The organism is Frankia sp. AvcI1, assembly GCF_001420875.1.
Lineage (GTDB): Bacteria > Actinomycetota > Actinomycetes > Frankiales > Frankiaceae > Frankia > Frankia alni.
In genome coordinates this window covers 137,418-164,290 of sequence record NZ_LJFZ01000003.1, presented here as the reverse complement: position 1 = coordinate 164,290, position 26,873 = coordinate 137,418, and the positions used below count along the sequence as shown (strand labels likewise).

The following is a 26,873-nucleotide window of genomic DNA, read 5'->3' as shown; positions in this document are numbered from 1 at the left end:
GACGGGGCGTACTCTGGACGGGACGAAGGAGACCGGTGACTGGACTGATCGACAGTACCGAGATGTACCTCCGCACCCTGTACGAACTGAGGGAAGAGGGCATCCCCCCNCTACGCGCGCGTCTGGTGGAGCGGTTGCACGTGAGCGCGCCTGCCGCCAGCGAGTCGACCGCTCGGATGGCCAACGAGGGGCTGGTCTCCCTCGCTGACGACCGGACCGTCCAGTTCACCGAGAAGGGTCTGCTGCGGGCCACCGCCGTCATGCGCAAGNACCGGCTGGCCGAGCTGCTGCTCACCAAGGTCATCGGGCTCGACTGGGCCCTGGTGCACAACGAGGCGTGCCGCTGGGAGCATGTGATCTCCGACGAGGTCGAGGCCCGGCTCACCGTGCTGCTCGGTGATCCGAAGCGCTGTCCGTTCGGTAACGAGATCCCGCCCGCCCAGCGAGGCGATGCGCCGCGGCCCGCGTCCGCGCCGGTGAGCCTGNTGGCCTCGGCCGATCGGGCAGCCGCGGACGGCAGCAGGCCGGTGACGGTGAGCTGGATCTCCGAACGGCTGCAGACCGATGAGGTCGCCATGCGCCGCCTNCAGGATGCGGCGATCGTGCCCGGCGCTCAGATCATGCCGGGCTCGCGCGGCGACCTGATCCACGTCGTCTCTCCAAACGGCCAGAGCGACGCGGAGATCAGTCGCAGCACGGCGGCCCTCGTCTACGTGGACCGCTGACCTCGCCGCACCCCCAGCCCCCCTTCGGCGCCGCACCTTGCCGACGCCGCACCCCCGACGTCGGGCCTGCCGACGTCGGGCCTGCCGGCCACCCGTTCCCCGGGTGGCCGGCGTCAGGCTCCCGGCCGAATGCCTCCCTGGAAGCTCGACCACCAGACGTTCTCCTCTCGAACCACCTCTCCGGTGCGGGGAGCATGGATCATCTTCCCGTTCCCCACGTAGATCCCGACGTGGTCGACATCCGGGTGGAAGAACACGAGGTCTCCCGGAACCAGCGCGGCGNGGCTCACCCGACGCCCCTCGTCCCANTGCGATCCGGTGTNGTGACTGAGAGCGACGCCCGCCTTTCCCCAGACCCACTGGGTCAGCCCGGAGCAGTCGAAGGTCGCCGGCCCCTCGGCCCCCCACACATAGGGCTTCCCGAGCTGGGCGTAGGCCTCCCGCACCGCGGCCACCGCACCACCACCGCCACCCATCGGCGCGGCCGCCGCAGCGGTGACCGGCGCCGCGGCGAAGGCCCGGCCCGCCGCCGCGGCCACCCCGGTCTCCTGTTGATAGCGGACCCGCTCCGCCGCTGCCTCGCGGGCCACCCGCGCCGCCGCGGCGGCCTCAGCCGCCTTCCGGGCCCGCGCGGCGGCCGCCTGCCGAGCCTTGGCCTGCCGCTCCAGCTCGGCGTAGCGCGACTCCAGCCGCTGCAACAGCCCCTGCTGCTCGTCCGCCGCGGCCTCGATGGTCCGCTTGCGCCGGGCGAGATCCTCGATGATCTTCTTCTTGTCGGCGAGGGCAGCGTCGGCACCGCGGCGGGCCTCGGTGAGATCTCGGCGCGCCAGCCGCAGACCGATGTCCGCGACCCGCTGCCGGCGAGCCAGGGCCTCGACGGCGCCCGCCCGGTCCAGAGCGCGGCGAGGATCGCCGGTGAGCAGCAGGGACACCTGGGCGAAGCCCCCCGCCCGGTCCGCCGACACGGCGAGGCCCCGGTGTCGATCCGCGGCCTCACGCACCGCCCGGTCGGCCCGGTCGACCCGGTCGGCGGCGTCCCGGGCGGCCCGTTCCGCCTCGGCGAGCCGGATCCGTCCGGCGTTGAAGGCCTCGGTGGCGCTGGCCGCCTGCTGGGCCGATTCGTCTAGCTTTGAGCGTGTACGTCCTATGTCGGCCTGAACGTCGGCGAGACTCTGCGACGTCGGGCGAGCGGCCGACGTCGCAGGAACCGCCCAGGCGGAGCCCGCCGGGCCGCCGATCGTCACAGGACCGGCGAACAGAATGCCGACCAGGCCGAGGACAAAGAGGCCTGCGACTTTCGGGCCCGCGACGTTGTCGCGCGCTCCTTTGTCCGCTGCGACTTTCGGGCGGCCAGGGCGCGCGCGCGACAGGCCCGGTCGTTGTCGGGAGATGGGCAGGACGGGCTCGGCGCATCCGCCGGGATCAGCGGCGCCAATCGGGTCGATGGGGACACGCCGGCCGGCGGCGCTGCGGTGGCGGGTCTCGGGGTCCGGTTCGCCGACGCTATGCCAGCCCTCCGTAGGGACACTGCTCACACCGCCGGACGGTAACTGTACGCAGTTATACAGTCACGGAAGCACGCCGATCCGGGCGGAGAGTCTCCGCACGCCCACCGCTAGGCGACCTAAACGGGCCACAGGCCGCCCAATTTAGCGATTTCACACGCCAGAAACAGCTAAGACACAGGTCGGGAACAGATCTTATCGACTCTTNGGACCCGAGGATCCGGNACGAGCGCAGCGTGGCCGGGGACCGGGTGAGCGCAGTCCGCGCACCGCGCGGGGGGATGACAGGAGAGACATGGTCAAAATGGATACGGGCGATACCGCATGGATGCTCATCAGTTCCGCGATCGTGCTGTTTATGACGCCCGGACTGGCGTTCTTCTACGGCGGCATGGTCCGGGCGAAGAACGTCCTCGGCATGATCATGCAGAACTTCTTCTGCATCGGCATCGTCACACTCGTGTGGTCGGTGGTGGGCTTCAGCGTCGCCTTCGGTGCGGGNAACGGCTTCTGGGGCGGATTCCACTTCTTCGCGCTGCAGAACCTCTCCGAGGGCGACAACAATATCCCGTATGTCGTGTTCGTGGCTTTCCAGCTCATGTTCGCGATCATCACTCCCGCGCTCATCACCGGTTCCATCGCCGACCGCATGAAGTTCAGCGCCTTCGCGGTCTTCGTGCCGCTGTGGTCGGTGCTGGTCTACTCGCCGATCGCGCACTGGGTGTGGTCGGCCAACGGCTGGCTGTTCAAGCGCGGTGCGATGGACTTCGCGGGCGGCACGGTCGTCCACGCCAACGCCGGTATCGCCGCGATCGTGCTGGCCCTCGTGCTGGGCAAGCGGGCCGGCTGGCCGAGCGGGGACTTCCGCCCGCACAACGTGCCGTTCGTCCTGCTCGGCACCGGCATCCTGTGGGTCGGCTGGTTCGGGTTCAACGCCGGCTCGGCGCTGGGGTCGAACAAGCTCGCCGGGTTCGCCCTGCTCAACACCCAGATCGCGACCGGTGTGGCGATCCTCGGCTGGCTCGCGATCGAGAAGATCCGGGACGGTAAGGCCACCACGCTGGGTGCCGCGTCCGGTGNGGTCGCCGGACTGGTCGCCATCACCCCGGCCTGTGGTTTCGTCTCCCCGATGGGTTCCATCGCGGTCGGCGGCATCGCCGGCGTCGTCTGCGCGCTGGCCACCTCGATCAAGGGCAAGGTCGGCATCGACGACTCGCTCGACGTCGGCGCGGTCCACCTCGTCGGCGGTGTGCTCGGNGCTCTGCTCACCGGCTTCTTCGCCACCGTGGACACCAACTCGGCGGGCCACGACGGCATCTTCTACGGCGGTCCGTGGAGCGTGCTCGGCGAGCAGGCCCTGGCCGTCGGCGCGACACTGGGTTACTCGGCCGTCGTGACGGCGATCATCGCGCTTGCGATCAAGTACACGATCGGTCTGAAGCTGAGCGACGAGGACCAGTTCACCGGCATGGACGAGGCGCTGCACGGTGAGACGGCGTACCGGTTCACCACCATCGGTGGCAGCGGTTCGCTCTCCACCAGCGTCACCCCCGTCAAGGTGCCTGAGGAGGCCCAGGCATGACCAAGCTCGTCACCGCCGTCATCAAGCCCTTCAAAGTCGATGACGTGAAGGCGGCGCTGGAGAACCTGGGCGTGCACGGCCTGACGATCTCCGAGGTCCAGGGCTACGGTCGGCAGAAGGNCCACACGGAGGTCTACCGCGGCGCGGAGTACAAGGTCGACTTCGTTCCGAAGATCAAGATCGAGGTCGTCGTGACCGACGAGGCCGCCGACGACCTGGTCGCGGCGATCACGACGGCCGCGCAGACCGGCAAGATCGGCGACGGCAAGGTCTGGGTCGTCCCGGTCGACTCCGTGGTCCGGGTGCGCACCGGCGAGCGGGGCACCGACGCGCTGTAGCACCACGTGGCGGCTCCAGGGCGCCACGCCATGCTCTCCGCGTACCACCCCTGGCCACCGGCACACCACCCGGCACCACAGCACCACCCGGCACCACAGCACCACAGCACCACCCGGCAACCGCACCACGCAGGAAGCACCAGAGGTCGCGGACGCTCCGGGCCCCAGCCCGGGCGTCTCCTTCCTCGCCCGACCACATGAGGCGGCACCGCGCGATCATCGACGCGGTGCCGCGCCATGTGTCGGCCCGGCCCGCGCGGGCCGGGTCCGTTGGAGCGGCCGGCGCCGCAGGAGGCACAGAGCCATGAAGGACCGTCTGGAGATCCTCAGGGGACGCGCCGAGCCGCTGCCCACGGCCACCGGGCCGGCGCTGCGCCGCACTCTCACCGACCTGGCCGACGCGGCCCTGACCGACCTGCTGGGCGAGCCCGGCCCCGGGGTCGCCCTCGTCGCCGTCGGCGGCTACGGCCGGGCGGAGCCGGCGTTCGGCAGTGACCTCGACCTGGTCCTGCTCCACGACGACACCCACCGGGACATCGCCGCCGTCGCCGACGCCGTCTGGTACCCGCTGTGGGATGCGGGCGTCGGCCTCGACCACAGCGTGCGCACCGTCGACGAGGCGATCACGGTGGCGGACGACGACCTGAAGGCCGCGCTCGGCCTGCTCGACGCCCGCCACGTCGCGGGCGACGCGGCGCTGACCGCCGATCTCGCCCGCCGCGCCCGTTCCCGCTGGCGCACCCGCGCCCCGAAGCGGCTGCCCGACCTCGCCGCCGCCGTCGCCGAGCGCGCCGCCCGCCTCGGCGAGGTCGCCTTCCTGCTCGAACCGGACCTCAAGGAGTCCCGCGGCGGCCTGCGCGACGTGCACGCCCTGCACGCCCTCGCCGCGGCCTGGGTCGCGGAGGTCCCCTCCGACCGGGTGCTCGCCGCCGCCGAGGTACTGCTCGACGCCCGCGGCGAGATCCGCCGCCTGGCCGCCGGCCGCCCGCAGGACCGGCTGCTGTTGCAGGACGGCACGGCGGTCGCCGCCGCGCTCGGCTACCCCGACTCGATGGCGCTGGCCCACGCGGTCGCCGACGCCGGCCGGACGATCTCCTGGGCCTGGGACGCGACCTGGTACCGCACCGCCGCCGGGCTGCGCAACACCTCCCGCTGGCGCGGCCGGCGGCCCGTCCGCCGCCCCCTCGACGAGGGGGTGATCGACCAGGGCGGCGAGATCCAGCTCGCCCTGGACGTCGAACCGGCGAAGGACCCCGTCCTCGTGCTTCGCGTCGCCGCGGCCGCCGCCCGCACCGGGCTGCCGCTGGGCCGCTACGCCGTCGACCGGCTCGCCGCCGAGGCGCCGGCGATGCCGCAGCCGTGGCCGCCCGCCGCGCGCGACGCGCTGGTCGCGCTGCTCGCCACCGGCGACGCGGCCGTCGGCGTGCTCGAATCCCTCGACCAGGTCGGCCTGCTGGTCCGGCTGCTGCCCGAGTGGGCCGCCGTGCGCAGCCGCCCGCAGCGCAACCCCTACCACCGCTTCACCGTCGACCGGCACCTGATGGAGACCGCCGCCCGCGCCGCCGCGTTCACCCGCGACGTGGACCGCCCCGACCTGCTGCTGCTCGGCGCGTTGCTGCACGACATCGGCAAGGGCTTCCCCGGCNACCACACCGACGCCGGCATCGACCAGATCCGGCTCGTCGGCCCCCGGCTCGGCCTGCCCCCCGAGGACGTCGACGTGCTCGTCGCGATGGTCCGCCACCACCTGCTGCTCGGCGAGACGGCCACCCGACGCGACATCGACGATCTCGCGACCATCGAGGCCGTCGCCACCGCGGCCGGCAGCGACCGGATCCTCACCCTGCTGCACCGCCTGACCGAGGCCGACTCCCGGGCCACCGGCCCAACCGCGTGGAACGCCTGGAAGGCACGCCTGATCAACGACCTCGTCGAACGGTCCCGGGCGCTGCTCGGTGGCGAGCGGGTGCCNTGCCCGCCGCGGCTGGACGATCGTCAGCGCAGCCTGCTCGCCCTCGCGGCGGAGCACACCGTCCAGGTCAATCCGCTGCCCGACGAGGGGATGTTCGAGATCGTCGTGGTCAGTGCCGACCAGGTCGGGCTGCTGGCCGTCACCGCCGGTGTCCTCGCACTCAACCGGCTCGACATCCGGCGGGCGTCCGCCCGCAGCGCCGACGGGCGCGCACTGCTGCAGGCCGCGGTCGCCGCCCCGCACGGCCGGGTGCCGGAGGAGGCGAAGCTGCTCGCGGACCTGCGGGCCGCCCTCGCCGGCACCCTCGACATCGCCGAGCGGCTCGCGGCCCGGGAACGCGACTACTCCGGCGCGAAGCAGTGGACCACCCCCGGGCCGCCGCAGGTCATCTTCGACGACGGACTGGGCTCGACGACCGTCCTCGAGGTGCGCGCCCCGGACCGGGCCGGCGTGCTGTTCCGGATCGTGCGGGCGCTGTCCGAGCTGCGGCTCGACGTCGCCACCGCCATCGTCGCCACCCTCGGGCTCGACGTCGTCGACGCCTTCTACGTCCAGGAGGCCGACGGCCGGCCGGTGGCGGACGACACCCGCCGCCGCGAGATCGCCCGCGCGGTCCTCGCCGCGCTGGGGGTGGAGGATCTCCCCGACCAGCCGGCGCCGCCGGCCGAACGCGCCAGCTCCGCCGGCTCCGTGGGCTCCGCCGGCTCGGTGGACTCCGCCGGCCAACGGCTGTGATCCATCCCGCCCGCCCGCGCCGCACCCGGGCCGTTGGCACCCTCAGGGGAGACGCTATGATGGGCGAGCACGTTGGGAGGCTTCGCCTAGTCCGGTCTATGGCGCCGCACTGCTAATGCGGTTGGGGGCTTCAACCCCCTCCCGGGTTCAAATCCCGGAGCCTCCGCCCCTCGTCCGCGCGGCCAGCCTCTCAGGCTGGCCCGCTGAGCAGATCAGATCAGCCTTCTTGACTGTCCTTACCTCCTCGCCGAGAACTCCTTCCGATGGGGAGCCGCTTCGCCGCGCGACGCGGTTCCGCGGTGGCTGGTGAAGCCGGGGGCGGACCCGGTCAGCAGCAGGCAGCCCAGGCCTGTCGGGTCGACCGGCAGGCTGGCCAGGATTTCCAGAAGCCGTGTGCCCTTCTCGGCGGCAGCGGGCTTTGGGTGGCGATCGCGGACCGGCCTGTCGCTCCTGCTCGCCGGGCCTCCTACGCGGGACCGAGCCGCAGGGTCGTGATCGCGGCGGAGGCCGTGACCATGGATTCGGCGCCCGCGTCGCCGTACTTGGTGCGGTAGGCGGCGTCGATGTCCGCGCGCAGCTGGGCGGTGCCTTCACCGACGTCCTGGACGGTGACGTCGGCGTCGAGGCCGGGGACGTGGATGCGGGCCCGGCGTGAGGCGAGGGCGCGACCGAACCAGCCGGTGTCGCGCCGGTACCAGGTCCGCACGTACACCTGGTCACCGACGCGGACGACCCAGATCGGCAGCGGGTGTCGCAGGGCCCCGTCGGCGCGTCTGACCGCGATCTCCAGTTCTCGAGCCGTGTCGATCCGCTCCAAGGCGTCCGCGGACCAGGTCAGTTCGTTCATGCCCCGATCGTGCCCTTGCCCGGCCACGGACCACCACTGTCCGGGTACACCGGCGGTATCTCTCGAGTATCAGTTGGGCGCTGCCCAGCAAAGCGGACCTCACCGGCGCCGTACTGAGCGGGGCGAACCTGACCCACGCCTGGCTCGACGAGGCAGACCTCACCAACACCGGCCGACGCGGCTGCCGACCGGGATTACACGCCCGGCGTCGTGGGACCGGACGGAGTCACCGCACGAGGAGTGAGCGCCGCACGGCACAACAACCTGCCTCCTACCTCAATGGACACACCAAATTTTCCCTCGCGAGGGGATCCGGTGCGCCTTTTCTTCTACTTCCTTCAGGGAAGAGCGTAACGTCCCACCCCGGTTTGACTGGGAGCCACATTCGGGGGGAACGGTGGTCTTTTTTCGGCGCGCCTGGCTTTGGTGCCGGCGCCATCCCAAGACCAGCGGGGCGGTCACCGTCCTGCTCGCCTTGTTCGTCATCATCATCGGTGCGGCCTCGGATCCGCCCAAGAAGCAGACCGCGTCGATGCGGCCGGCGTCGCTGACGATCGCCACACCGACAGCGTCAGCGACAGCGACGCCGTCGGCAGTCCCGACGTCGTCGTCGACCCCGACGTCCTCGGCAGTACCGACGTCATCCGCGGCACCGGTGTTGGCGATGCCTCCCTCGACGACGGCCGTTCCGGCGCCTCGGGCGACAGCGGCTTCGGTGGGGCAGGCCGCGCCCAGCACACGTAGGGTCGCCACCCCAGGCGCCACCCAGCTCCCGGCCCCACCGCCCGCGACCCGTGCGGCAGCGCCACCAGCCGCACAGGCACCGGCCGCACAGCCACCGGCCGCACAGCCACCGGCCAACCATCAACCGGCAGCAGCGCCACCCGCCGCAGCCGCCCCGCCGGCCGCGGCGGCTCCACCGGCCGCGGCTGCTCCCGCCTGTCACCCACTGGCCGCCAGCGGAAACTGCTACAAGCCCGGCCAGATCTGCCGCAATGTCGACCATGGCGTGCAGGGGATCGCGGGTGACGGCAGGGCAATCGTCTGCGCGAACGACAACGGCTGGCGCTGGGTCGCGGCCTGACGATGTCCTCCGGTTGACGGCGGCTGCACCCCGAGACGCAAACGTCGTCCCCGTGACGGCAGCCTGCGGTGCCACGCAGGCCGACGGGCCATGGCCGCACGCCGGCCCGGCGGCCGCCCGCCGGCCGCGGCGCCGGTGGTCGGACTGGTGGCGGGGCCCGCGGACCTGGCGTCCTCGGGTCCCGTCCCCGCGATGCACCGGCGAGTGGCGGCTGATCTCGTGACGCATCCCACCACCTCGATCATTTGGCCGGCCGGCACGCTCGGTGCCGATGACCAGGCCGGACCCTCGGACCATTCACGGGGGGCGCGGATCGGAGGTGGCGTCGGATCCCGTCGCCGCGCGCCCCCTCAGGCATCATGGCGCGGTGAGTGTCGGGGCCCGCGGACAGATCTCCGCTCGGGGGCCGTATCTGGTGCTCCTCGTGCCCGTGCTGCTCGGCATTCTGCTCATGCACGGTGGCCTGTCCACGCATGCCGGCCCCCACGACCACCCCGCCCATCCGGGCGCCTTCTGCGGCTCTGACGGGCTGCTGGTCGCGGCGGGGAGCCGGCCGGGCGCGCCGCACGGCGGGGCAGCGCACCAGCGGTCCGCCCCCGGCCACCCGGCCGGCCTCGAGGGCGCAGCCGCGGCCATGGCGTCGGACCCGACCGCGGACCGTCACTGCGGGCACGTCGGCGAACTGTGCCTGGCGTTCCTTCGCCTGACGGGCATCCTGCTCGTCGCCCTGTTGCTCGCCCGCGCCGTCCGGACGGCCGGGGGCGCACGAGCCCGCTCGCGCCCGGCACCCCGCCCTCCCGAGCGATCACCACCGTGGGGACCGCCTCGCCCCCTCGCGCCTTCACTCGCCCGCCTCTGCGTGCTGCGCGTGTAGACCCGCTGCTCCGCCGGGTGGGTCGTCGACGACTCCCGACCGGTGGACCGGTATTCGGCTGAGCACGCAGCCGGAGTCCGCACGCATCTGGAGGACGAGGAACTTCAGCATGAAACGACTCATCCTGCTCATCCCGGCGGTTGTCGCCGCGGTCACCGTCGGCGCCTGCGGCAGCGGGGGCAGCGCCGGTGCACCCACCGCCACAGCGACGACCACGATCGGCGGCCACAACGCGGCCGACGTCACCTTCGCCCAGATGATGGTCCCCCATCACCGGCAGGCCATCGAGATGGCGGAGCTGGCCCCGTCCCACACGCAGAACCCGCAGGTCAGATCCCTCGCGCAGGAGATCCGGGCGGCGCAGGCACCGGAGATCGCAACCCTGGCGGGCTGGCTCACCGCCTGGGGACAGCCCACCGCCTCCCCGACCGACCCGGCTGTCTCCGGGCACAGCACGGGTGGCCACGGCTCGGCTGACCACACCGCGAGTGACCACGGCACGGCCGGCGGTGGCCTGGGCGACGACGGCATGGCCGATCACGGAGTCCAGACCGAGGCACCGGACGCCGCCATGGCGGGAATGATGTCCAGCGCGGACATGACCGCCCTNCGGAACGCGACCGGACCGGCCTTCGACGAGATGTTTCTCGCGATGATGATCGAGCATCACCAGGGCGCCGTCGCCATGGCGAAGACCGAGATCCATGACGGCATCCACACCCCGGCGAAACAGCTCGCCGAGAACATTCAACGCACTCAGGCGGCCGAGATCGTCAGGATGCAGGACCTGCTCACCAGAATCTGACCGGCCCGATGCAGGAGGGGATGGTGGCTGCGACGTCGGCCACCATCCNGCCGCGCCGGGCCCGCCGACGGTTTCCCGAGCCTGTATCGAGCCACGGACGGCTCCGACACGCCGCACATTCACTACTCCCCATCACCCGCTCCTCTCTCCCGCACCTTTCGCCACACACGGTTCGACAAAACGGAATCCACCCGTCGGCAGCCGCCCGAGGATCGGAAGGCACCGCCGCGGCAGCCCTGCTCGGCGCGGGAGACACCCGCCCGGGGCGGTCCCACGGCACATCACCCGCGCCGTGCGGGTCGAGGTCGCGCCCCGCGCCCCTTCGACGCCACGGGGCGGCAGCCGGAAGGATTCCAACTCCGTGCCCACCGATGACGTCGCGGCGGCCGTGTTCGACTCCCTCCCTTCCCCCGTTGCGGTTCTCGGGCCGGACGGCACCGTGGTCCGTCTGAACGAGGCGTGGCGCCGCAGCGCCGCGACCGGGGTGGCCCTGCTCCCCGTGCGGCCCGGTATGAGCTGGTTGGCAGCATGCGATCACGCGGCCGAGGCCGCGGCCGCGGCGCGCTCGGCCGGCGCTTCCGCGGACCCGGCCCGCTCCTCACCCGCCGCCGGACTGACCGACCTCGCCGCGATCGATCCGGTCACGCCGGTCCGCACCCTGGCGTTCCTCTCCCGGCAGATGATCGACCGGCGACGGACTCGGGCCCGCATCGAGCTGCCGCAGTCGGCGCCGCGCGGCCACCGCTGGCTCGACGTCCGCCTGAGCACCCTCATGCGCGGCGACGGACTGATCGTCGTCGTCGAGGACGTGACCGAACGGCGCCAGCGCGAGGAGGACCTCCGCCGTCAGGCCACGACGGATCCGATCACCGGTATGGCGAACCGGACGGCACTGCGAGCCCTGCTCGCGGCCAGGCTCACCCCTGGCGGATCCGGCGCGTTGGACGCCACCAGAGCACGTGCCGTGAGCGCGGCCTCATCCGCACGAACGCCTCCCTCCCCGGAGCAGGCCGGGACCGCCGTTCTCTTCCTGGACCTGGATGCATTTCGTCGAATCAACAACTCCTTCGGTTATCCGACCGGTGATGCCGCCCTGCACGCCGTCGCCCGCCGCTTTTCGAGCGTACTCGGCCCCGCCGACATTCTCGGCCGATGGGATGGCGACGAGTTCGTCGTGCTGGTCGGCTCCGGTGACGCGCCGGATGTTGCCGACCTCGCCGAGCGGCTGGTGGCGGCCCTCGACGAACCGCTCGACGTGCATGGCCACCGCCTGCGGCTGTCGGTGAGCGTGGGGGTCGCCCTCGTGGGCGCGGCTCCGTCCAACCCCAGCAACAAGCCTCCTGACCAGCACAAACGGGGACGCCAGCCAGGAATCCAGGCCACCGGCGCCCCGGCCGAGGAGGGGGACGCCCTGGTCGCGCGAGCCGGAGCGGAGGTGACCCGCGCACGGTCCAGGCTACGGGCCGGCCACGACCGCCGATCCCGCTCCGGTCCGTAACTCGACCTTGCGGTCGCCGACAAGAATAGGTCGACAACCACAGGGCCACATTCATATACGCAGCGTCGCCCGAGGTCGCCGGGAGGCTTTTCGGGTCGTATCTTCGGCCCATGCAAATCGCTTTCACCGTTCACGATGTACGCACCGGAACGAACGTCGACGTGCTTCTGCGCGCCGGTGCCGACACACCGCTCGGCGTCGTGGCCGACGCGCTGGCGACCGCCGTCCGGCCGCCCCGCCCCGGCCGGGCCGCGGCGAGGGCCAGCCCCTCGCTGACCCTCGCCGGCGGCGGCCGCCCGCTCAGCCCGGATCTGCCGCTCGCCAGCTCACCGTTGACCGAGGGCTCGGTCGTGATCCTCGACGCGCCGCCGGCCCGGCGGGCCTCCGGCGCGGGCCTGGCCGAGCTGATGATCACCGCCGGCCCCAGTGCCGGCGTCATCCATCCGCTGCCGGTCGGCGAGCACACCGTCGGTTCGGCTCCCGGCAGCGCCATCCTGCTTGCCGGCCCCGCCACCGATGAACCCGTGCTGACGGTGCGGGTCGCCGCCGACGGACGCCTTTCGGTCACTCCCGGCCCCGGCGCGAGGATCGTCGGCTGGGACCGGCCGAAGGCAGACAGCTCGGTCCTTGCCTCCGTGCACACTCCGAGCACGGCGTTGCGGCTCCTGCGTCCCACCGCGGTCGCCCCCCTGGCCCTTCCCTCCACCGCGGTTGCGGGACGGCTCGACGTCAACCGCCCGCCGCGGCTGCGCCCACCCCCGCGGGCGACCGCCTTCGCTCTGCCCGCGGCGCCCGAGGAGCCCCGCCGAGCGCCCGTCCCCGTGCTGGCCACCCTCCTCCCCCTGCTTGCCGCCCTGGGCATGGCCGCGGTGCTGCGGACGGTCTACGTCCTGCTGTTCGCCGTCCTCGGGCCGCTGAACCTCGCTCTGTCCGTGGTGAGCGGGCGCCGGCGGGACCGCCGCGATTTCCGCGCGGCCACCGCGCGCCATCGACGGCTCCGTGCCGACGTGGAGCGCGCGGCGCAGGCGGCGCTCGAGACGGAATGCGCCGAGCGCCACGCCGAACAGCCCGACCCGGCGAGCCTGTTCGCCACGGCCTGGCGGCGGGACTCCGGGCTCTGGCGGCGTCGTCAGGGCGACGCCGACTACCTGCGACTTCGCGTCGGAATCGCGAACCAGCCAAGCACGGTCAGGATCACCGCCGCCGGCCTGCCGGCCGCGCCGATGCACGCGGATCTGCCCGCCGTGGTCGCCCTGCGCGAGGACGGCGTCGTCGGGGTGGCGAGCGCCCGGTCCCAGGACATCGGCTGCTGGCTCCTCGCCCAGGCCGCCGTTCTGCACAGCCCCGAGGAGCTGGCGATCTGCGTGCTGGCGGCCGATGCCGGGCGTGCCGCCGGATGGCGGTGGACTCGCTGGTTGCCGCACTGCCGGACCGCCGCCGGGGACGCGGGGCCGTGGTTCGCGGCGGACGCGGCGGGCCGGGTCGCCCGGGTCGCCGAACTGCGGTCCCTGCTGCAACGCCGCCAGAGTCTGCCGCCCGACCGCCGCCCCACCGGCCCCGACATCCTGCTCGTGCTCGACGGTGCTCGTTCGCTGCGATCCATCGCCGGCCTGATCCCGGTGCTGCGCGCCGGCCCGGCTGTGGGCATCCACGTGATCTGCCTGGAGTCCGACGTGCGTGATCTCCCGGCTGAATGCCGGGCCGTCGTCACACCCGACGGCGAGTCTCTCACCGTGCGTCGGGATCAGGCTGGGGTGATCGGGCACGTCCGCCCCGACCTCATCGGTCCGGCCGGGGACGGCGGCGACACTCCGTCCGGAGCGGCCCGCTGGTACGAGTCGGTGGCGCGGGCACTTGCGCCGCTTCGGCTGGCGGCCGACGACCGCGCCGCTCTCCCCGTGGCCGTGCGGCTGTCGGACATCAGCGGCGAGAGCCGGCAGGCCGCAGCGGCGATCCGGCGGGCATGGTCGCTCGCTTCGGGCTCGCAGACCCCACCGGGAAGCCGTCCCGTCCCGGTGGGAGTCGCCGGCGGCAGCACGTTCGCGCTCGATCTTTCCCGGGACGGCCCACACGGGCTGATCGCGGGCACGACCGGATCGGGCAAGTCGGAGCTGCTGCAGACGATCATCGCTGCGCATGCCGTGGCCTACCGGCCGGACGAGCTGGTGTTCGTGCTCGTCGACTACAAGGGGGGCGCCGCCTTCGCCGAATGCGCCGCCCTGCCGCACACCGTGGGGCTCGTCACGGATCTCGATCCGCACCTCGTGCGCCGGGCTCTGATCTCGCTGTCCGCCGAGCTGCACCGCCGCGAGGCGCTCCTCGCGCGGTTCGGCGCCAAAGATCTCGACGCTCTGCGTCGGGCGGCGTCGGGTGCAGGTCCGAGCGAGCTGGCGGTCCCGCCCCGACTGGTTCTCGTCGTCGACGAGTTCGCCACCCTCGCCCGCGAGCTACCCGACTTCGTGACCGGCCTGGTCAGTCTTGCCCAGCGCGGGCGCTCCCTCGGCATCCACCTGCTCCTGGCCACCCAGCGTCCGAGCGGCGTCGTCTCCCCCGAGATCCGGGCGAACACGAACCTGCGCGTCGCGCTGCGGGTCACGGACGTGGCCGAAAGCGAGGACGTCGTCGGGTGTCCGGACGCCGCCGCGATCGATGCCGCCACCCCCGGCCGGGCGGTGGTGCGCACCGGGCCCGAGCGGGTCACGACCGTGCAGACCGCCTGGGTGGGCAGCCCGGTCCGCACGGAGGGCGACGACCCCGACGGGGCCGCGCCGCGGGTGAGCCTGCTGGCGTGGCCCGGGCCGGACGTGCCGGAGTCGGAACCGGCCCGGCCGTATCCCGCGGCGACGTCGCGGGATACCGCACCCGGCGACACCGAGCTGACCGTCCTGGTCGGGGCGGTCCGCGAGGCCGCCGCGGCCATGGGGATCCCCGCCCAGCCGAGTCCCTGGCTTCCACCCATGCCGGAGCGCATCGCGCTCGGCGCACTGCCGGCCGTCGTCGGCTCCGACGAGCTCTACCCGCACCCGGCGGATACGCCAGGGCGGCGCCGCCCCGAGTCCCGCCAGGGCAGGCCAGAGCTTCCCGGCACGGTGCTCACCCCGGTCGCCATCGGCCTGTCCGACCGCTGTGACCGCCAGGCGCAACAGCCCTTCGCGTTGGACCTGGAGGACGGCGGCCACCTGATGGTCGTCGGCGCGCCGCGGTCCGGACGGTCCACGGTCCTGCGGACGGTGGCGGGCGCGATCGCCGGCGCACTGTCCCCGCTCGACGTCCACCTTTACGGGCTGGACTACGGCGGTGGAGCGCTGGCGGCCATGACCAGCCTGCCGCACACCGGCGCGCTCGTCGGGCGGGATGATCCCGATCGGGTGGGACGACTGCTCGCCCGGCTGACCGTCGCCGTCGAGCAGCGCCGCCGGCGACTCGCCGCGAACGGGGTCGCGGATCTGCAGGAGGCACGGCGCAGCGTCGCCCCGGCCCCGGATGGTGCCGTCGTCCGGCCGCCCTACCTCGTGCTTCTCGTCGACGGCTTCGAGGCTCTGCTCGCCGCGTCCGAGGATGCCGACGGCGGCGAACTCGTCGAGTGCCTTCTCCGGCTGCTGCGGGAGGGCCCGGCTGCCGGGCTGCGGGTGATCCTGTCCACGGACCGGCGCGGGCTCACCGGCCGGCTGGCCTCCCTCATCGATGAGCGGCTGATCCTGCGGATGGCCGATCCCGGCGACTACGCACTGGCTGNCATCCGCGCCGCAGACATGCCCGAGCGGCTGTCTCCCGGGCGGGGTGTCGCGGTCGGAGGCCGCTTCACGGCTCCGGTCGAGGTTCAGGTCGCCGTGCTCACTCTGGAAGCGACCGGCCGGGCGCAGGTGGCGGCGTTTCGGGCCCTGGGTGCGCGAGTGCGGGCCGACGTCCACACGAGCGGACCGGCACGGGACGGCAACCGCCCCTTCCGCGTCGAAGCGCTCCCGGAGTGCGTCACCAGCGCTCGGATGGCGACCGCCCAGGCTCGTCGATCCGCCACCGCTCCCCACCGCCCACCCGGGCCCCGGCTGCGGGCCGCTCTCGGACTCGGCGGGGACGAACTGGACGTCGTCGACCTCGCGCTCGACGAGGAGCCCGGCTTCGTCGTGGGCGGGCCGCCGCGATCGGGACGCAGCTCGACGCTGCTCACCCTCGCACTGTCACTGCTGGCCGGTGGTGTCGACGTCGTCGCGGTGACACCGCGCCCCTCGGCGCTACGTGCGTTGGCGGGCCAACCGGGTGTTCTGGCCGTGGTGGATTCCGTTCTGCGCCACCTGGCCGGGGGCGGGGCCGGCGACGAGGGTGGCCCGGGGCGGCCGATCCCACCTCCCGGAACTGCCCACCTCGGCGCCGGCGTGGCCGCGCCCTGGGCCGTCCCGCCGGGCAGGCGGCCGCCGGTCGTCCTCGTCGACGACGCCGAGCTGATCGGCGAGCAGGCGGCCGCCGAGCTTGCGAGCTTCTGGCAGCAGGCACGCGACGCCGGGGGCGCGCTCGTCATCGCCGGGTCGACGGAGGAGCTGGTGCTGCAGTACCGCGGCTTCGTCGTCGACGTCCGTCGTGAGGGGCACGGACTGCTCCTCGCCCCGAGACGACCGGTCGACGGGGAGCTCCTCGGTGTCCGGCTCCCTCGGACGAGCCCCGGCCCCGTACCGCCGGGTCGGGGAGTTCTCATCCGGCGTGGACTCCTACTCCCCGTGCAGGTCGCCTGCCCACCGGCCACCGTTCCCGTCGACCTTCAACCTGGCGACCGGCCCCGCTCCCGGCATCAGCCCCACCTCCAGCACCGCTCTCGACAACTGCCCCATCCGCGACACAGTGCGAAGGGAATCGGATGAGAACTGTCACGACGCCGGCGGCCCTGCAGGCCGCCGCACGGATGAGTCAGCAACTACCCGGCCTGNAGACGACGGCGGTGAACCTCATCGACCACGGCAACACCCTTGCGGACCCGCGCAACTGGGAGGGCCCGAAGGCCCAGGTCTTCCGCGCGCAGATCTGGCCGGAGGTGCAGCAGGCGCTCACGGACCTGCACGCCAACCTCACCGAGCTGGCCCGCGGCATCACCGAGATCAACAGGCGGACCGCCGCGGCGGGAAGCTGATCATCGTTCCCCGACCCCCCGGCGCCGTTCGTCCATCGACCAGAATCCCCGTGGAGGACACCGTGACCCTGTCGTCCGACGTCACCGTTCGCAGCACCCCGCAGGCCGTGGCCGCGATCTCGGACCTTGCCTCGATTGTGAACGGACCGCTGCTCACCCACTTCGACGAGCTGCGGTCCACCGCGAGAACCCTCACCGATCCGGAGAGCTGGGACGGCCGCGGCGCGACCGAGTTCCGGACCACCGTCTGGCCCGGCTACGAGCGCACGCTCACCGAGCTGCACGCCCGGCTCGACCAGCTGCGCACCCGCCTTGCCGAGATCCAGAGCGAGATCCAGAGCGCCGGATGACCGAACCGGGCCCATCGGCTCAGCGACCTCGTCGACACAGGGACCCCGCCGCCACAGGGACCCCGCCGCCACAGGGACCCCGGGACCCGCCAGTTCGGGGAGCCCGCCGGTTCACGGACAAGTCCCGGACGCTTCCGCCAGCAGACCGACGGCAGCAGCGGTGGCGAGCAGGACACAGGCGCGAGCGGTCCGCACCACGGCCTCGGCAACCTCCATCTGCAGCAGCGACCAGCCGGCGCCGAGATCGAGCAGATCGGCGGTCGGATGTCGCAGGGAGAAGCCGACGGCGGCGACCGGCCACGCCTGCGCCGGCAGCGGGGAGACCCATCCCCCGAATGCGACCGAGACCCAGCGCCCGCCTTCGGTTGCCGACCCGCACAGGTTCAGCCGGGTCGCGAGGTCGCCCCCGCCGAGGCCCGCAGCAAAGGGCGTCGGGGCGAGCAGGAGCACTCGGGAAATCGCCGGGCCGCCCGGCGCCGACTNGATGTACGGCTCCTCCGCCGGTGACACCCGGCCACTGACCGGGTGAGCAGGAGAGACGCCGGACTGCGGCCGGGGCACCGCGACCGGGCCGGTGGGCGCGTCCAACGGCACATCCACAGGCGCCGTCGCGAAACGCAGGCCATGCGCGACCGCGCCACCCCACAGCGCGAGGCTTCCGTACGGGGCGCCCTGGATCAGGGACCGGGCCGCCATGATCGGTGCACTGTCGACGCGTCGCCGCCGGTCCGTCATCCATGCCTCCACGTCGAACCACGAGCCTTACTTAAGTTCGCCTAACTTAATGGAGGAGGTGATGATGCNCCACAAGCTGGCGGTCATGCTTTGCACCTGCTGGACCGATCTCTCCCGGACTGGTGCTCCAGCACCGCGGACAGCAGCCGCGAAGGCACCGGAATCTGGCCACACCCCTGTCGACCTGCGCCGCCGACCTGTGCCGGCGACGTGCGGTCAGACGGGTGCGCGAAAGTCGGGACCGTCGGGAACGAAGCGGAACGTCGCGGTCACGGCGTCGAACAGACGGTGCAGCGCGTCGGTCACCGCGATATTCGGACTGCGGCACTCGACCTGGGCCACGCGCGGCGCACCCGGCACGGGGATCAACGTGCGCATGCTCGCAACCAGGCTCGGCTCGATGTCCAACCCACCGCCGGAGGCCGACGCACCGAGCATGCGGGCGGCAAGGCCGACGGCAGGAAGATCCACGATCTGCACCTTGCGCCAGGCACCCGACAGGGACGGCAGGGACTCCTCCTGNAGTCCCACCACGAGCTCACCCACCGTGGGGACCGACTCCCCCGGCCCCGCGTCATGGCGGAAAGAGCTGACCGACACCGTGGCTGACAGGCCTGCACCGTCGATGGCCTCCGCCATCACGCCGCAGTAGACCGCGCCGCTCGCCGTCGCGCNCCGTGCCGCGTCGCGCAGCACGGCGGCCATGACCGCCCGGCGGTCGGCCAGCATCGGCGTGCCGCGGATACGGGCGTGAACGAGAGGATCGATCGAACGCATGGTCAGGCCGGACCTCAGATCCAACGTGAACCAGCTCTCGGGCACCGTGATGGCGAAACGATCCGGAGCTCGCCGGCTCGCCGCCGCGTATCCACTCAAGCCACATCCCTGTGCTCGACACGCGCCGATCAGTACCGCAGCTTCAGGATGCGGAGATTACTCAGCGCAAGGTTCAAACCGGACATTTAGCGTTTGATCGGGTACCGAATGCTCATCGTGCGTGAAAGATCCCGTATCTGTCATCCCTACGTTCCCGCTCTGCGATCGCACTGGTACGGTTACACCGGGTTCGTCCCGCTGTCGCCGTCTCGGCGCAGCAGCGTGAGGAGGCCGGATGCCCACTGCGCGCCGCCTGCGTAGGGAGCCCCGGACGCCGCCCGGCAGCCGTTCCGGCCGCTCCCTGTTTCCTCTCCGCCGCTCCGGAGAGCCTGCACGTTGGACGATCAGGGCACCCAGGATCTCGATCTGGTTAATCGTCACAAGAAGGCCAGAGAACTCTCACTTCGCCCCGGATCGCCGCGGCAGTCGACCTAGCATGAGCGCCACGCGACGTGCCCAGCGGACCGACGACGCCCCTCGCCCGGCACGCACGTGCGCCCGACCCTGCGCCTGATCGGGGACGAACCATGTCGACCACACCGTTGCCCTCGGCACCGTCGCCCTCGCATCCGCCCGACCCCACGGGCACCCCACCGTCCGTGCCGGAATCCGCCGTGCGGCCAGGCACGCCGCAGCCGGATGCGAAGCGGCGGCGTGGCCCGGCCGCGAGGGGTGCGGCCGGCCGGCGCGCCACCGGCGGCGAGGCGGTGCCGACCCGGCAGGCGGTGCCGACCCGGCAGGCGGTGCCTATGGTCCCGCCCGAGGATCGCGCGCGCGAGCGGCTGCAGGCGGCGGGCGCGCTCGCGGCGATCACGGTGGCGGTCCTCGGCATCCCCGTGGTCCTCGCGCTGGTGCTCGGTCCGCCGATCCGGAGCGGCAGCGGGGCAGGCGGGGTCGTCCGGGCCATCCTTTCCCTGCTTTTCTGGGCGGCGTGGGCGCACTTCATCGCCTGTCTCGTCGCGGAGTGGCGCGCGGAGGTTCGCGGCAGCGGTCTGGCTCCGCGCATTCCGTTCGGCGGTGCCCCCCAGATNCTCGCCCGCCGCCTCGTCGTCACCGCGTTGCTGCTCTCGGGCACCACAGCCCTCGTGGTTCCGGNGACCTACGGGCAGGAGACGGCACGTGGGCAGCGCCCCGGACCAGGCGGGGTGCTGCGAGGGATGCCCGCACCGGGTCCGCGCCCGGAACTGGCGCCGCCCCGGGTCGCGGACGGGGCCGGCCTGCGGGACGGCACCACGAACGGCCTGGACGGACCTGGGGCCCCCGACCACCCGGATTCGCCCGACCATCCGGACACGCCCGACGGCGTTGGTTCAACGGCCCAGGCCTCCCGCAGTTGGGCCACCCTGCCCGTCTCACCTGCCGCGCGCCCCACCTGGGCCCTCGATGGAGCCTCGCCGCGTGCTGGCGTCTCGCCTCCTGACGAGCTCCCGGGCGACGGCGGATACGAACACGCTCCCTATCCCGGCGACCGGTATGGCGACGTGGCCGATCCCGACGGTCTGGACGGCACCGGCCCGGACGGCACCGGCCCGGACGGCGTCGGCCCGGACGGCGTCGGCCCGGACGGCGTGGGTCGTTCGGACGGTGTCGCTGGCGCTGACCGTGTCGGTCGCCTGGCCGGGGTGCGGACGGCGGAGTTCGCAGGGCCGGTTCTCCCGGCGCAGCAGCCTGTCGCCGGTCAGGACGAGCTGCCGCCACCATGGCCTGGCGACCGCCCGGAGCTGATCAGCCCGGCCGCGGACCAGCACAGCCGCCTGGTCCTCGGCGAGCGCATGGTGAAGCTGTACGAGGTGCGCCCGGCGGACGGACGTCATCACGACACCCTCTGGGGCATCGCCGAGCGCTTTCTCGGTGATGGGCTGCGGTACCGCGAGATCTTCGATCTGAACGAGGGCCGCACCCAACCGGACGGCCGGACGTTGTCCAAGCCGTCCCTCATCCACGCCGGGTGGGTCCTGCTACTGCCCGCCGACGCCCAGGGCGACGGGTTGCGCGTCCTGCGGATGCCCGAAGGCACCGCCGAGTGGCCGCAGGTTGCGGCTGACCCCGCTGGCGACGGCGAACTGGCCGAGCTTTTCGATCACGACAGCTTCGGCGACGCCGCAGACGCCGACGACGACGCCGCCTTCGAGGCCTGGCCCGGCGCGGCCGACGACCGGTACACAGCCCACGACCGGGACACGGCCGATGACCGGCAAACAGCAGGTGATCGCTACGCACCGGACAACCCGTTCGCGTCATCGCGCCTGCCCTCGGGGCCGGACGCACCGGAACAGGCGGCGGGTCCGATGCTGGCCGCCTCCCTCGCACCGCCACAGGACTTCCTGGGCGTCGCGGCCGCCGGCCTGCTCGCGGCCGGGGTGATGGTGGCGCTGTCCGGGCGCCGAAGCGGTCCGGCCCAGCCACCCCAGGACGCCACGGAACGGGCGCTGCTGCTCGCCTCGGACACCGAGGCCGCCCGCTTCATCGACCGGTCACTGCGGGTACTGTCCGCCGCGCTCACGGAGCAGGCGCGTCTGCTTCCCGCGGTCTACGCGGCCATCCTCACCGAGGATGCNCTGATCCTGCACATGGCGCCGGCGCAGGAGGAGCCGCCACCGCCACCCTGGGCGGTCGGTGAGGTTCCCGGATCCTGGTGGATCGAGCGCACTCCGGAACTTCTGGCAGTGTCGGGGGACGGCTCCTTCGCCCAGCCGGTCCTTGGGGTGCCCGCGCCGTTCCCGGCACTGGTCAGCTTCGGCCATGACGACGCCGGGTCGCGCATTCTCGTCGACCTCGAGGGCGCACCCGGTGTGATCAGCCTCCTCGGCGACCGCGTCATCGCGATGCAGGTGGTGATCGCCGTCGCGCTCGAGCTGGCCACCAACGTCTGGTCGGACGACCTGCGGGTCTGCCTGATCGGTTTTCCCGCCGACGACGACCTCGACGAGCTNCTGACGATCGCCCCGGAACGGCTGTGGACCGCGGTCAGCGTCGCGGAGGCCCTCGACGAACTGTCCGGTCCCGACGACGAGGACGCGGTCCTCGACGTCGGAGCCTACGGTGACGACTTTCCCCTCGAAGCGGGCCAGCGGATCGCCGGCAATCCGGGGGCCCTGGCCCCGGACCTGCTCGTCCTCGCGGAGCCGCCGGCCGAGGCCGACATCGCTCGGCTGGCGAGAATGGCGCAGGGACGCCGGCATGCGGTGGGCGTCCTCACGGTGGGCGACTCCCCGGCCGCCCGGTGGCGGTTCACGGTCGGACCGGACCGCCGGATGTCGCTGGGCGTGCTGGGTGTCGAGGTGTGGGCGCAGTCCATCTCCGGGCCCGAATGCCGGGCGATCGCGGCCCTGTTCCGCGCGGCCGACGCGGCGACCGTTCCGGCTCCCGCCGGACCTGCCGAGGACGAACCGCCGCCGCAGGCCACGCCTGCGCCCGCCTCGTCCATCGCGGCCCCGCCGGCGCCGCCACCCCTGCCACCACCGGCGATGACCGATCCTGCCCGCGCCGTCGGGGCGGCGCAGGCAGACCCGGGCGAGGCGGTGCCCGCGCCGGCGCAACCCACTCCGGACGACGAGATCACGCGACCGCCGGCTCGAGCCGACTCGGTTCCCGGCGTCCTGCCGTGGACGCCGCCACTCGCGGCGATCCCACCCGCGACCGGCTCGCAGGCTTCCGCTCCGGCGTCGGCGGACGAGGATCTCACCCGGCCCCCGGCGAACGGTCGCCGGGCGCCGCTCGGGCCGCCGCCTGTTCCCCTCATCTCTCCCGGTGGTCCGGCGTCGCCCGAACGGGCGGCGTCGCCACACTCCGCAGCCTCCGACGCTGAGCCCGCGCCCGGAAGGGTAACGCCATCCGCCCCGGCTCCCACGCCGTTCCTGGCAGCACCCGGGGACGCCGGCCCGCACGACACCGACGCCATGCTGCTGTCCCATCCGAGCAGTCCGCTGATCCGGCCCACCGACATTCCCCGGGTGCCCCCGGTGCTCTACTTCGAGACCCCGCGGATGCGGGCCAACCGTGCGGCCCAAGCCCAGCCCCAGGCTCCGGCGGCCCGGGGAGCCCAAACCGCTGGCGCCGCGACGCCGTCTCCACCACCACCACCACCACCACCGGCCGCGACAGTCCCGGGTGCGAGTCCGCCGCCCGGAACAGCGCCGACTGCCACTGCGTTGCCCGCCTCCGTGCCGCAGCCCGCGGCGCCAGCCCCGGCCACCGCGATGCCCGGGACTCCGCTCGGGTCCACCCGGTCCTCGATACCCCCCGAGCGGGTACCAACCCCGCCACGCCCAACTCCCTCGCCGCCTGCGGCGCCCCCACCGCGCCCGCCGATTCCACCGCCCAACGAGAGGCCGAGCGGGCGGTATCCCACCGCCGCGCCGCCCCGGGAGCCATCCTCGGCACCGCCGGAACACTCCGGGCCGCCGTCCGGGCAGATCGCGCGCCCGCAGCCGCCGGTCAGCTATTCCGACGGGGAAACGACCACTCCGCGCGGCCGCACGTGGCAAGCCGGTCCGGTCCCGCCGTCGCCGGGGACAGCCCCACCGTCAGCGGGGCCGCCGTCGGCGGGGCCGGCGTCAGCAGGGCCGGCGACCGCAGGGCCGGCGACCGCAGCGCCAGAACCGCCATCGGCCACCGGACTACGACCCGTGCGCGAGTCGCGCCCCGACGAGCCGATGGCCACGGGGGAGGCGCAGGTCCGCGTCCTGGGGGTGCCCACCGTCGAGGGACCCGGGCGGCAACCGACGGACGACCTCGATCTGCTCACCGAAATTGCCGTGTACCTCGCGCTGCACCGTGAGGGCGCGCACCGCCGGCTGCTCGCCGAGGAGATCTGGCCCGCCGACGCCGAGGCCGACGACGATGCCGTGGACGCGGCGCTGGGAGAGGCCCGCCGCTGGCTGGGAGCCGACGTCGAGGGACGGCCCCGGCTGTCCGTCGATCCGCAGGGCCGGTGGCGACTGAGTTCGGACGTGCGCTGCGACTGGGAGCTGTTCGTCGCCTACACCCATCGGGCGGGCATGCCCGGAGGCGACACCGAGGCGGACCTGACGACGGCCCTGCGGATGGTCAGCGGGCCGCTGTGGACGAACCTGCCCACCGGCCGGTACCGGTGGGCGACCACCGGCCCCATCGCGCGCAGCACCCGGGCCGGCGTCGTCGACGTGGCCCACCGCCTCGCCGAGCTCACCCTGGGCTTCGGAGACACGATGACGGCCATGGCCGCCTGCCGCACCGGCCTGCGGGNGGTGCCCGCGTCCGAGGCGCTGTGGCGCGACCTGCTGCGCACCGTGTCGGCCCGAGGCGATCGCCGCACTCTGGAGGCGGTGACCACGGAGATGTATCGGACCATCGGTGCCGGTGGAGGCCGCCGGGGAGGCCGGGCCGAGGCCGAGACGGACGCTCTGGTCCAGACGTTGCTGCCCGGGTTCAGGCGTGCGCGGAAGTAAGGCGCGGGCGGCTCACGGGGTCGCCGGCCCGCCGATGTCGGTCGCCGGCGGGGCGATGTCGGTCGCCGGCGGGGCGGAGACTCGCCCGTCCGTTGCGGAGTCGGCACGGGGGGCGCGCAGCGCGGGCGCGAAGACGATGATCGTCGCGAGCAGGAGGAGCACGACCGTCAGGGCACGGTGGAGGCCGACGAGTTCGGCGAGCCCGCCCACGACGGGCGGTCCGGTCAGCCAGCCGGCGTAGCCCACCGTGCTGACCACGGCGATCGAGGTTCCCGCCGACTCGCCGAGCCGGCCGGCGGTGGAGAACACCGCCGGCGCCACGCAGGCGGTGCCGATGCCCAGGGCGCCGAACCCGATCACCCCGGCGGCGGAGCCGAACGGCAGGGCGCCGACCGCGAGCGCGCCCGTGAACCCCACGCCCGCGACCGCGGTGAAGGCTCGCACCGTCCGCGGTGGCCCGTAGCGCGCCATCGCGCGATCGCCGACCAGGCGGACGGCGAACATGCACACCGTGAACGCCACGAAGCCCGCCCCGGCGACCCCGGCGGCCGCGCCCGTCACCTCGGCAAGGTAGACGGCGCTCCAGTCCGCGGCCACCCCCTCGCACAGGAAGCTTCCGAACGAGACTGCGCACAGCGCGGCGAACCGCCCCGACCACCGGCGGCCGCGCCGCACGCGCGACCGCTCGGTCGCCGCGGCCGCCCCTGCCGCCGCCGCCCCTGCCGCCACCCGCGCCGGCACCGACTGGTCGGCAGCGGGCCGCGCCCCCGACCGCTCGCCGGACGGTTCGGCGACCGGCCCCGCCAGGTCCGGCAGCATCCACCAGGTGGCCGGTAGGGCGACGGCCAGGCCGGCCGCGCCGAGCGTGGCGAACTGGGCGCCGACGGGCACCGCCAGCGCCGCGGCGACGGTGCCGATCCCGGCTCCACTGAGCGCGCCGGCCGTCCACGCCGCGTGCGCCGTGGCCATGATCGGCCGACCGTACCCGCGCTCGATCCCGATGGCCTGGGCATTCGCGGCGATGTCGAGGCCGCTGCTGGTGGCGCCCCACAGAAAAAGCAGCGCGAACAGCGACCACTGACCGCCCACCAGCGGAAACAACGATCCGACGGCGCAGTAGCTGGGCAGGGCCGCGCGCACCACCCGGACGCTGCCGAAGCGGGCCACCGCGATGCCGACGAGCCACAGTGTCAGGACGGCACCGACCGGCGCGCCGAGCAGGGCCAACCCGAGCCGTCCGTCGCCGAGGCGCAGGTCGGTCTTGATCTGTGGCACCCGCGGTGCCCAGCTCGCGAACACCAGAGCCAGAACGAACAGCGCGATCATGGTAGCGACCCGAGCGCGGCTCAGGTTCCGACGCCGCGACGGGCTGTTCCCGCCGGTCACGGCCGCACGCCTCATCCCGTCACCCGGTCTCCAACCGGCCGCCCGGCGACGGGGTCACCCGGCCGGCTCCGACGCTGCATCGGATACTGGCCGGATGCGGCTGGTCATGCTGTCCGACACGCATCTTCCGACGCGGGCACGCGCGCTGCCCGCCGAGATCTGGACGGCGGTCGAGGAGGCGGACGTCGTGCTGCACGCCGGCGACTGGATCAGCCGGGACGCCGTCGACGAGCTCGCGGCGCGGGCGGGGCGGCTGATCGGCTGCTACGGCAACAACGACGGCCCGGACGTCCGCGCGGTCCTGCCGGAGATCGCCCGGGCCACGCTCGGGGGGCTGCGCTTCGTGGTCGTCCACGAGACCGGCCCGGCCCGGGGACGGGAACGTCGGATGGCCGCCGCCTACCCCGACGCCGACGTGCTGGTCTTCGGTCATTCGCACGTGCCGTGGGACTCGACGGTCGAGCGCTCCCCCGGGCCGGCGGGTGCGGGCGGCCCGGGGGCACGGACGCCGTCGACGGTGGCGAGCCCACTGCGCCTGCTCAATCCCGGCTCCCCCACCGACCGTCGCCGCCAGCCCGCGCCCACCTATATGACCGCGATGGTCGTCCGAGGTCGCCTCGACGACGTCGTCCTGCACCCGCTGCCGACCGGTCGGGTGAACCGAGGGAGCGCATGATGGGCAGGTTGATCTACTCGGCGATCACGTCGCTCGACGGCTACGTGGTCGACGCCGAGGGCCGCTTCGACTGGGCGGTACCCGACGAGGAGGTGCACGCCTTCGTCAACGACCTGGAGCGGACGATCGGCACCTACCTGTACGGGCGCCGCCTGTACGAGGTGATGGCGGCCTGGGAGACGATGCCCACCGACGCCCGGCCCACCGACGCCCGGCCCGCCGACGGCGATCGGAGGCCCACCGGTGGCGACAGGCGTCCGGTCATGCTGGACTACGCGCGGATCTGGCAGGCGGCCGACAAGGTGGTGTACTCGACGACCCTCGACGGCCCCTCCAN

General features: G+C 73.3%; 11 protein-coding genes, 1 tRNA gene and 19 pseudogenes. 25 read left to right on the top strand and 6 right to left on the bottom strand.

The window, feature by feature from the left end; all coding sequences use genetic code 11:
- Positions 1-35: 35 nt before the first annotated feature.
- The 5 pseudogenes from UK94_RS39505 to UK94_RS39485 all read left to right on the top strand — a co-directional run.
- A pseudogene (locus UK94_RS39505) lies at positions 36-109 on the top strand (dihydrofolate reductase); the annotation flags it as partial.
- A 1-nt stretch (position 110) separates the two neighbouring features.
- Positions 111-269: pseudogene (locus UK94_RS39500) on the top strand (dihydrofolate reductase); the annotation flags it as partial.
- A 1-nt stretch (position 270) separates the two neighbouring features.
- Positions 271-485, top strand: a pseudogene (locus UK94_RS39495) (iron dependent repressor, metal binding and dimerization domain protein); the annotation flags it as partial.
- Between the two features lies 1 nt (position 486).
- A pseudogene (locus tag UK94_RS39490) lies at positions 487-586 on the top strand (dihydrofolate reductase); the annotation flags it as partial.
- A 1-nt stretch (position 587) separates the two neighbouring features.
- Positions 588-725, top strand: a pseudogene (locus UK94_RS39485) (dihydrofolate reductase); the annotation flags it as partial.
- Between the two features lie 113 nt (positions 726-838).
- Here the strand turns inward: UK94_RS39485 and UK94_RS39480 are convergent.
- Together UK94_RS39480 and UK94_RS39465 are read right to left on the bottom strand one after the other, a co-directional pair.
- Positions 839-1,007: pseudogene (locus UK94_RS39480) on the bottom strand (NlpC/P60 family protein); the annotation flags it as partial.
- Positions 1,008-1,048: 41 nt separating this feature from the next.
- On the bottom strand, positions 1,049-1,969 hold a 921-nt coding region (locus tag UK94_RS39465; RefSeq protein WP_235486461.1), incomplete at its 3' end, for an NlpC/P60 family protein.
- Positions 1,970-2,525: 556 nt separating this feature from the next.
- Here UK94_RS39465 and UK94_RS39460 point away from each other — a divergent pair.
- The 10 genes and pseudogenes from UK94_RS39460 to UK94_RS04400 all read left to right on the top strand — a co-directional run.
- Positions 2,526-2,731 (top strand): annotated as a pseudogene (locus tag UK94_RS39460) (ammonium transporter); the annotation flags it as partial.
- Position 2,732: 1 nt separating this feature from the next.
- Positions 2,733-3,309, top strand: a pseudogene (locus UK94_RS39455) (ammonium transporter); the annotation flags it as partial.
- 1 nt (position 3,310) lies between these two features.
- Positions 3,311-3,487: pseudogene (locus UK94_RS39450) on the top strand (ammonium transporter); the annotation flags it as partial.
- A 1-nt stretch (position 3,488) separates the two neighbouring features.
- Positions 3,489-3,812 (top strand): annotated as a pseudogene (locus UK94_RS39445) (ammonium transporter); the annotation flags it as partial.
- Positions 3,809-3,932 (top strand): annotated as a pseudogene (locus UK94_RS39440) (P-II family nitrogen regulator); the annotation flags it as partial. The pseudogenes UK94_RS39445 and UK94_RS39440, both read left to right, overlap by 4 nt.
- Position 3,933: 1 nt before the next feature.
- Positions 3,934-4,150 (top strand): P-II family nitrogen regulator (locus tag UK94_RS39435; protein WP_235486459.1); only part of this gene is annotated, 217 nt, incomplete at its 5' end.
- Positions 4,151-4,454: 304 nt separating this feature from the next.
- Positions 4,455-5,795 (top strand): annotated as a pseudogene (locus tag UK94_RS39430) ([protein-PII] uridylyltransferase); the annotation flags it as partial.
- A gap of 1 nt (position 5,796) precedes the next feature.
- Positions 5,797-6,121: pseudogene (locus tag UK94_RS39425) on the top strand ([protein-PII] uridylyltransferase); the annotation flags it as partial.
- A 1-nt stretch (position 6,122) separates the two neighbouring features.
- Positions 6,123-6,857, top strand: a 735-nt coding sequence (locus tag UK94_RS39420) for an ACT domain-containing protein (protein ID WP_235486458.1), incomplete at its 5' end; no start/stop codon positions are given.
- 75 nt (positions 6,858-6,932) lie between these two features.
- A tRNA-Ser gene (locus UK94_RS04400) sits at positions 6,933-7,023 on the top strand.
- A gap of 300 nt (positions 7,024-7,323) precedes the next feature.
- Here the strand turns inward: UK94_RS04400 and UK94_RS04395 are convergent.
- Together UK94_RS04395 and UK94_RS39415 are read right to left on the bottom strand one after the other, a co-directional pair.
- Positions 7,324-7,704, bottom strand: a complete 381-nt coding sequence (locus tag UK94_RS04395) for a DUF2255 family protein (protein WP_041938806.1) — start codon at positions 7,702-7,704, stop codon at positions 7,324-7,326.
- A 276-nt stretch (positions 7,705-7,980) separates the two neighbouring features.
- Positions 7,981-8,442 (bottom strand): hypothetical protein, encoded by a 462-nt coding sequence (locus tag UK94_RS39415; protein WP_041938805.1) that lies wholly within the window; start codon positions 8,440-8,442, stop codon positions 7,981-7,983.
- A gap of 713 nt (positions 8,443-9,155) precedes the next feature.
- Here UK94_RS39415 and UK94_RS04385 point away from each other — a divergent pair.
- The 7 genes and pseudogenes from UK94_RS04385 (at position 9,156) to UK94_RS04360 (ending at position 17,434) form a co-directional block, all read left to right on the top strand.
- Entirely contained in the window at positions 9,156-9,662 is a 507-nt protein-coding gene (locus UK94_RS04385) for a hypothetical protein (RefSeq protein ID WP_011602131.1), read from the top strand.
- Between the two features lie 109 nt (positions 9,663-9,771).
- Positions 9,772-10,271, top strand: a pseudogene (locus tag UK94_RS04380) (DUF305 domain-containing protein); the annotation flags it as partial.
- A 1-nt stretch (position 10,272) separates the two neighbouring features.
- The coding region (locus UK94_RS39410) for a DUF305 domain-containing protein (RefSeq protein ID WP_235486457.1) at positions 10,273-10,467 on the top strand (195 nt) is incomplete at its 5' end.
- A gap of 361 nt (positions 10,468-10,828) precedes the next feature.
- Positions 10,829-11,965 carry a GGDEF domain-containing protein gene (locus UK94_RS04375; protein WP_041938804.1) on the top strand — a complete coding sequence of 379 codons (1,137 nt, stop codon included), beginning with the start codon at positions 10,829-10,831 and terminating at the stop codon, positions 11,963-11,965.
- A 110-nt stretch (positions 11,966-12,075) separates the two neighbouring features.
- Positions 12,076-15,700: pseudogene (locus UK94_RS39405) on the top strand (FtsK/SpoIIIE domain-containing protein); the annotation flags it as partial.
- Position 15,701: 1 nt separating this feature from the next.
- Positions 15,702-16,818 (top strand): annotated as a pseudogene (locus UK94_RS72810) (cell division protein FtsK); the annotation flags it as partial.
- A gap of 328 nt (positions 16,819-17,146) precedes the next feature.
- A complete protein-coding gene (locus tag UK94_RS04360) occupies positions 17,147-17,434 on the top strand; it encodes a hypothetical protein (protein WP_011602126.1) in 288 nt (95 codons plus the stop codon).
- Positions 17,435-17,917: 483 nt separating this feature from the next.
- Here UK94_RS04360 and UK94_RS39400 read toward each other — a convergent pair.
- A pseudogene (locus UK94_RS39400) lies at positions 17,918-18,169 on the bottom strand (hypothetical protein); the annotation flags it as partial.
- A 2,033-nt stretch (positions 18,170-20,202) separates the two neighbouring features.
- On the opposite strand from UK94_RS39400, the pseudogene UK94_RS75755 reads away from it, so the two are divergent.
- Positions 20,203-21,602 (top strand): annotated as a pseudogene (locus UK94_RS75755) (LysM peptidoglycan-binding domain-containing protein); the annotation flags it as partial.
- 2,884 nt (positions 21,603-24,486) lie between these two features.
- On the opposite strand, the gene UK94_RS04340 reads toward UK94_RS75755, so the two are convergent.
- Entirely contained in the window at positions 24,487-25,800 is a 1,314-nt protein-coding gene (locus UK94_RS04340; RefSeq protein ID WP_235486456.1) for an MFS transporter, read from the bottom strand.
- Positions 25,801-25,954: 154 nt separating this feature from the next.
- Here UK94_RS04340 and UK94_RS04335 point away from each other — a divergent pair, with 154 nt between their 5' ends.
- Complete coding sequence (locus UK94_RS04335) at positions 25,955-26,536, top strand: metallophosphoesterase (RefSeq protein ID WP_041938801.1); 582 nt, start codon at positions 25,955-25,957, stop codon at positions 26,534-26,536.
- Positions 26,533-26,872: pseudogene (locus tag UK94_RS39390) on the top strand (dihydrofolate reductase family protein); the annotation flags it as partial. The gene UK94_RS04335 and the pseudogene UK94_RS39390, both read left to right, overlap by 4 nt.
- Position 26,873: the final 1 nt, after the last annotated feature.

Bases quoted from the DNA above. Each gene is read 5' to 3' on its own strand.
- UK94_RS04395 (WP_041938806.1), bottom strand. From the start codon at position 7,704: ATGAACGAACTGACCTGGTCCGCGGACGCCTTGGAGCGGATCGACACG.
- UK94_RS04340 (WP_235486456.1), bottom strand. From the start codon at position 25,800: ATGATCGCGCTGTTCGTTCTGGCTCTGGTGTTCGCGAGCTGGGCACCG.
- UK94_RS04335 (WP_041938801.1), top strand. From the start codon at position 25,955: ATGCGGCTGGTCATGCTGTCCGACACGCATCTTCCGACGCGGGCACGC.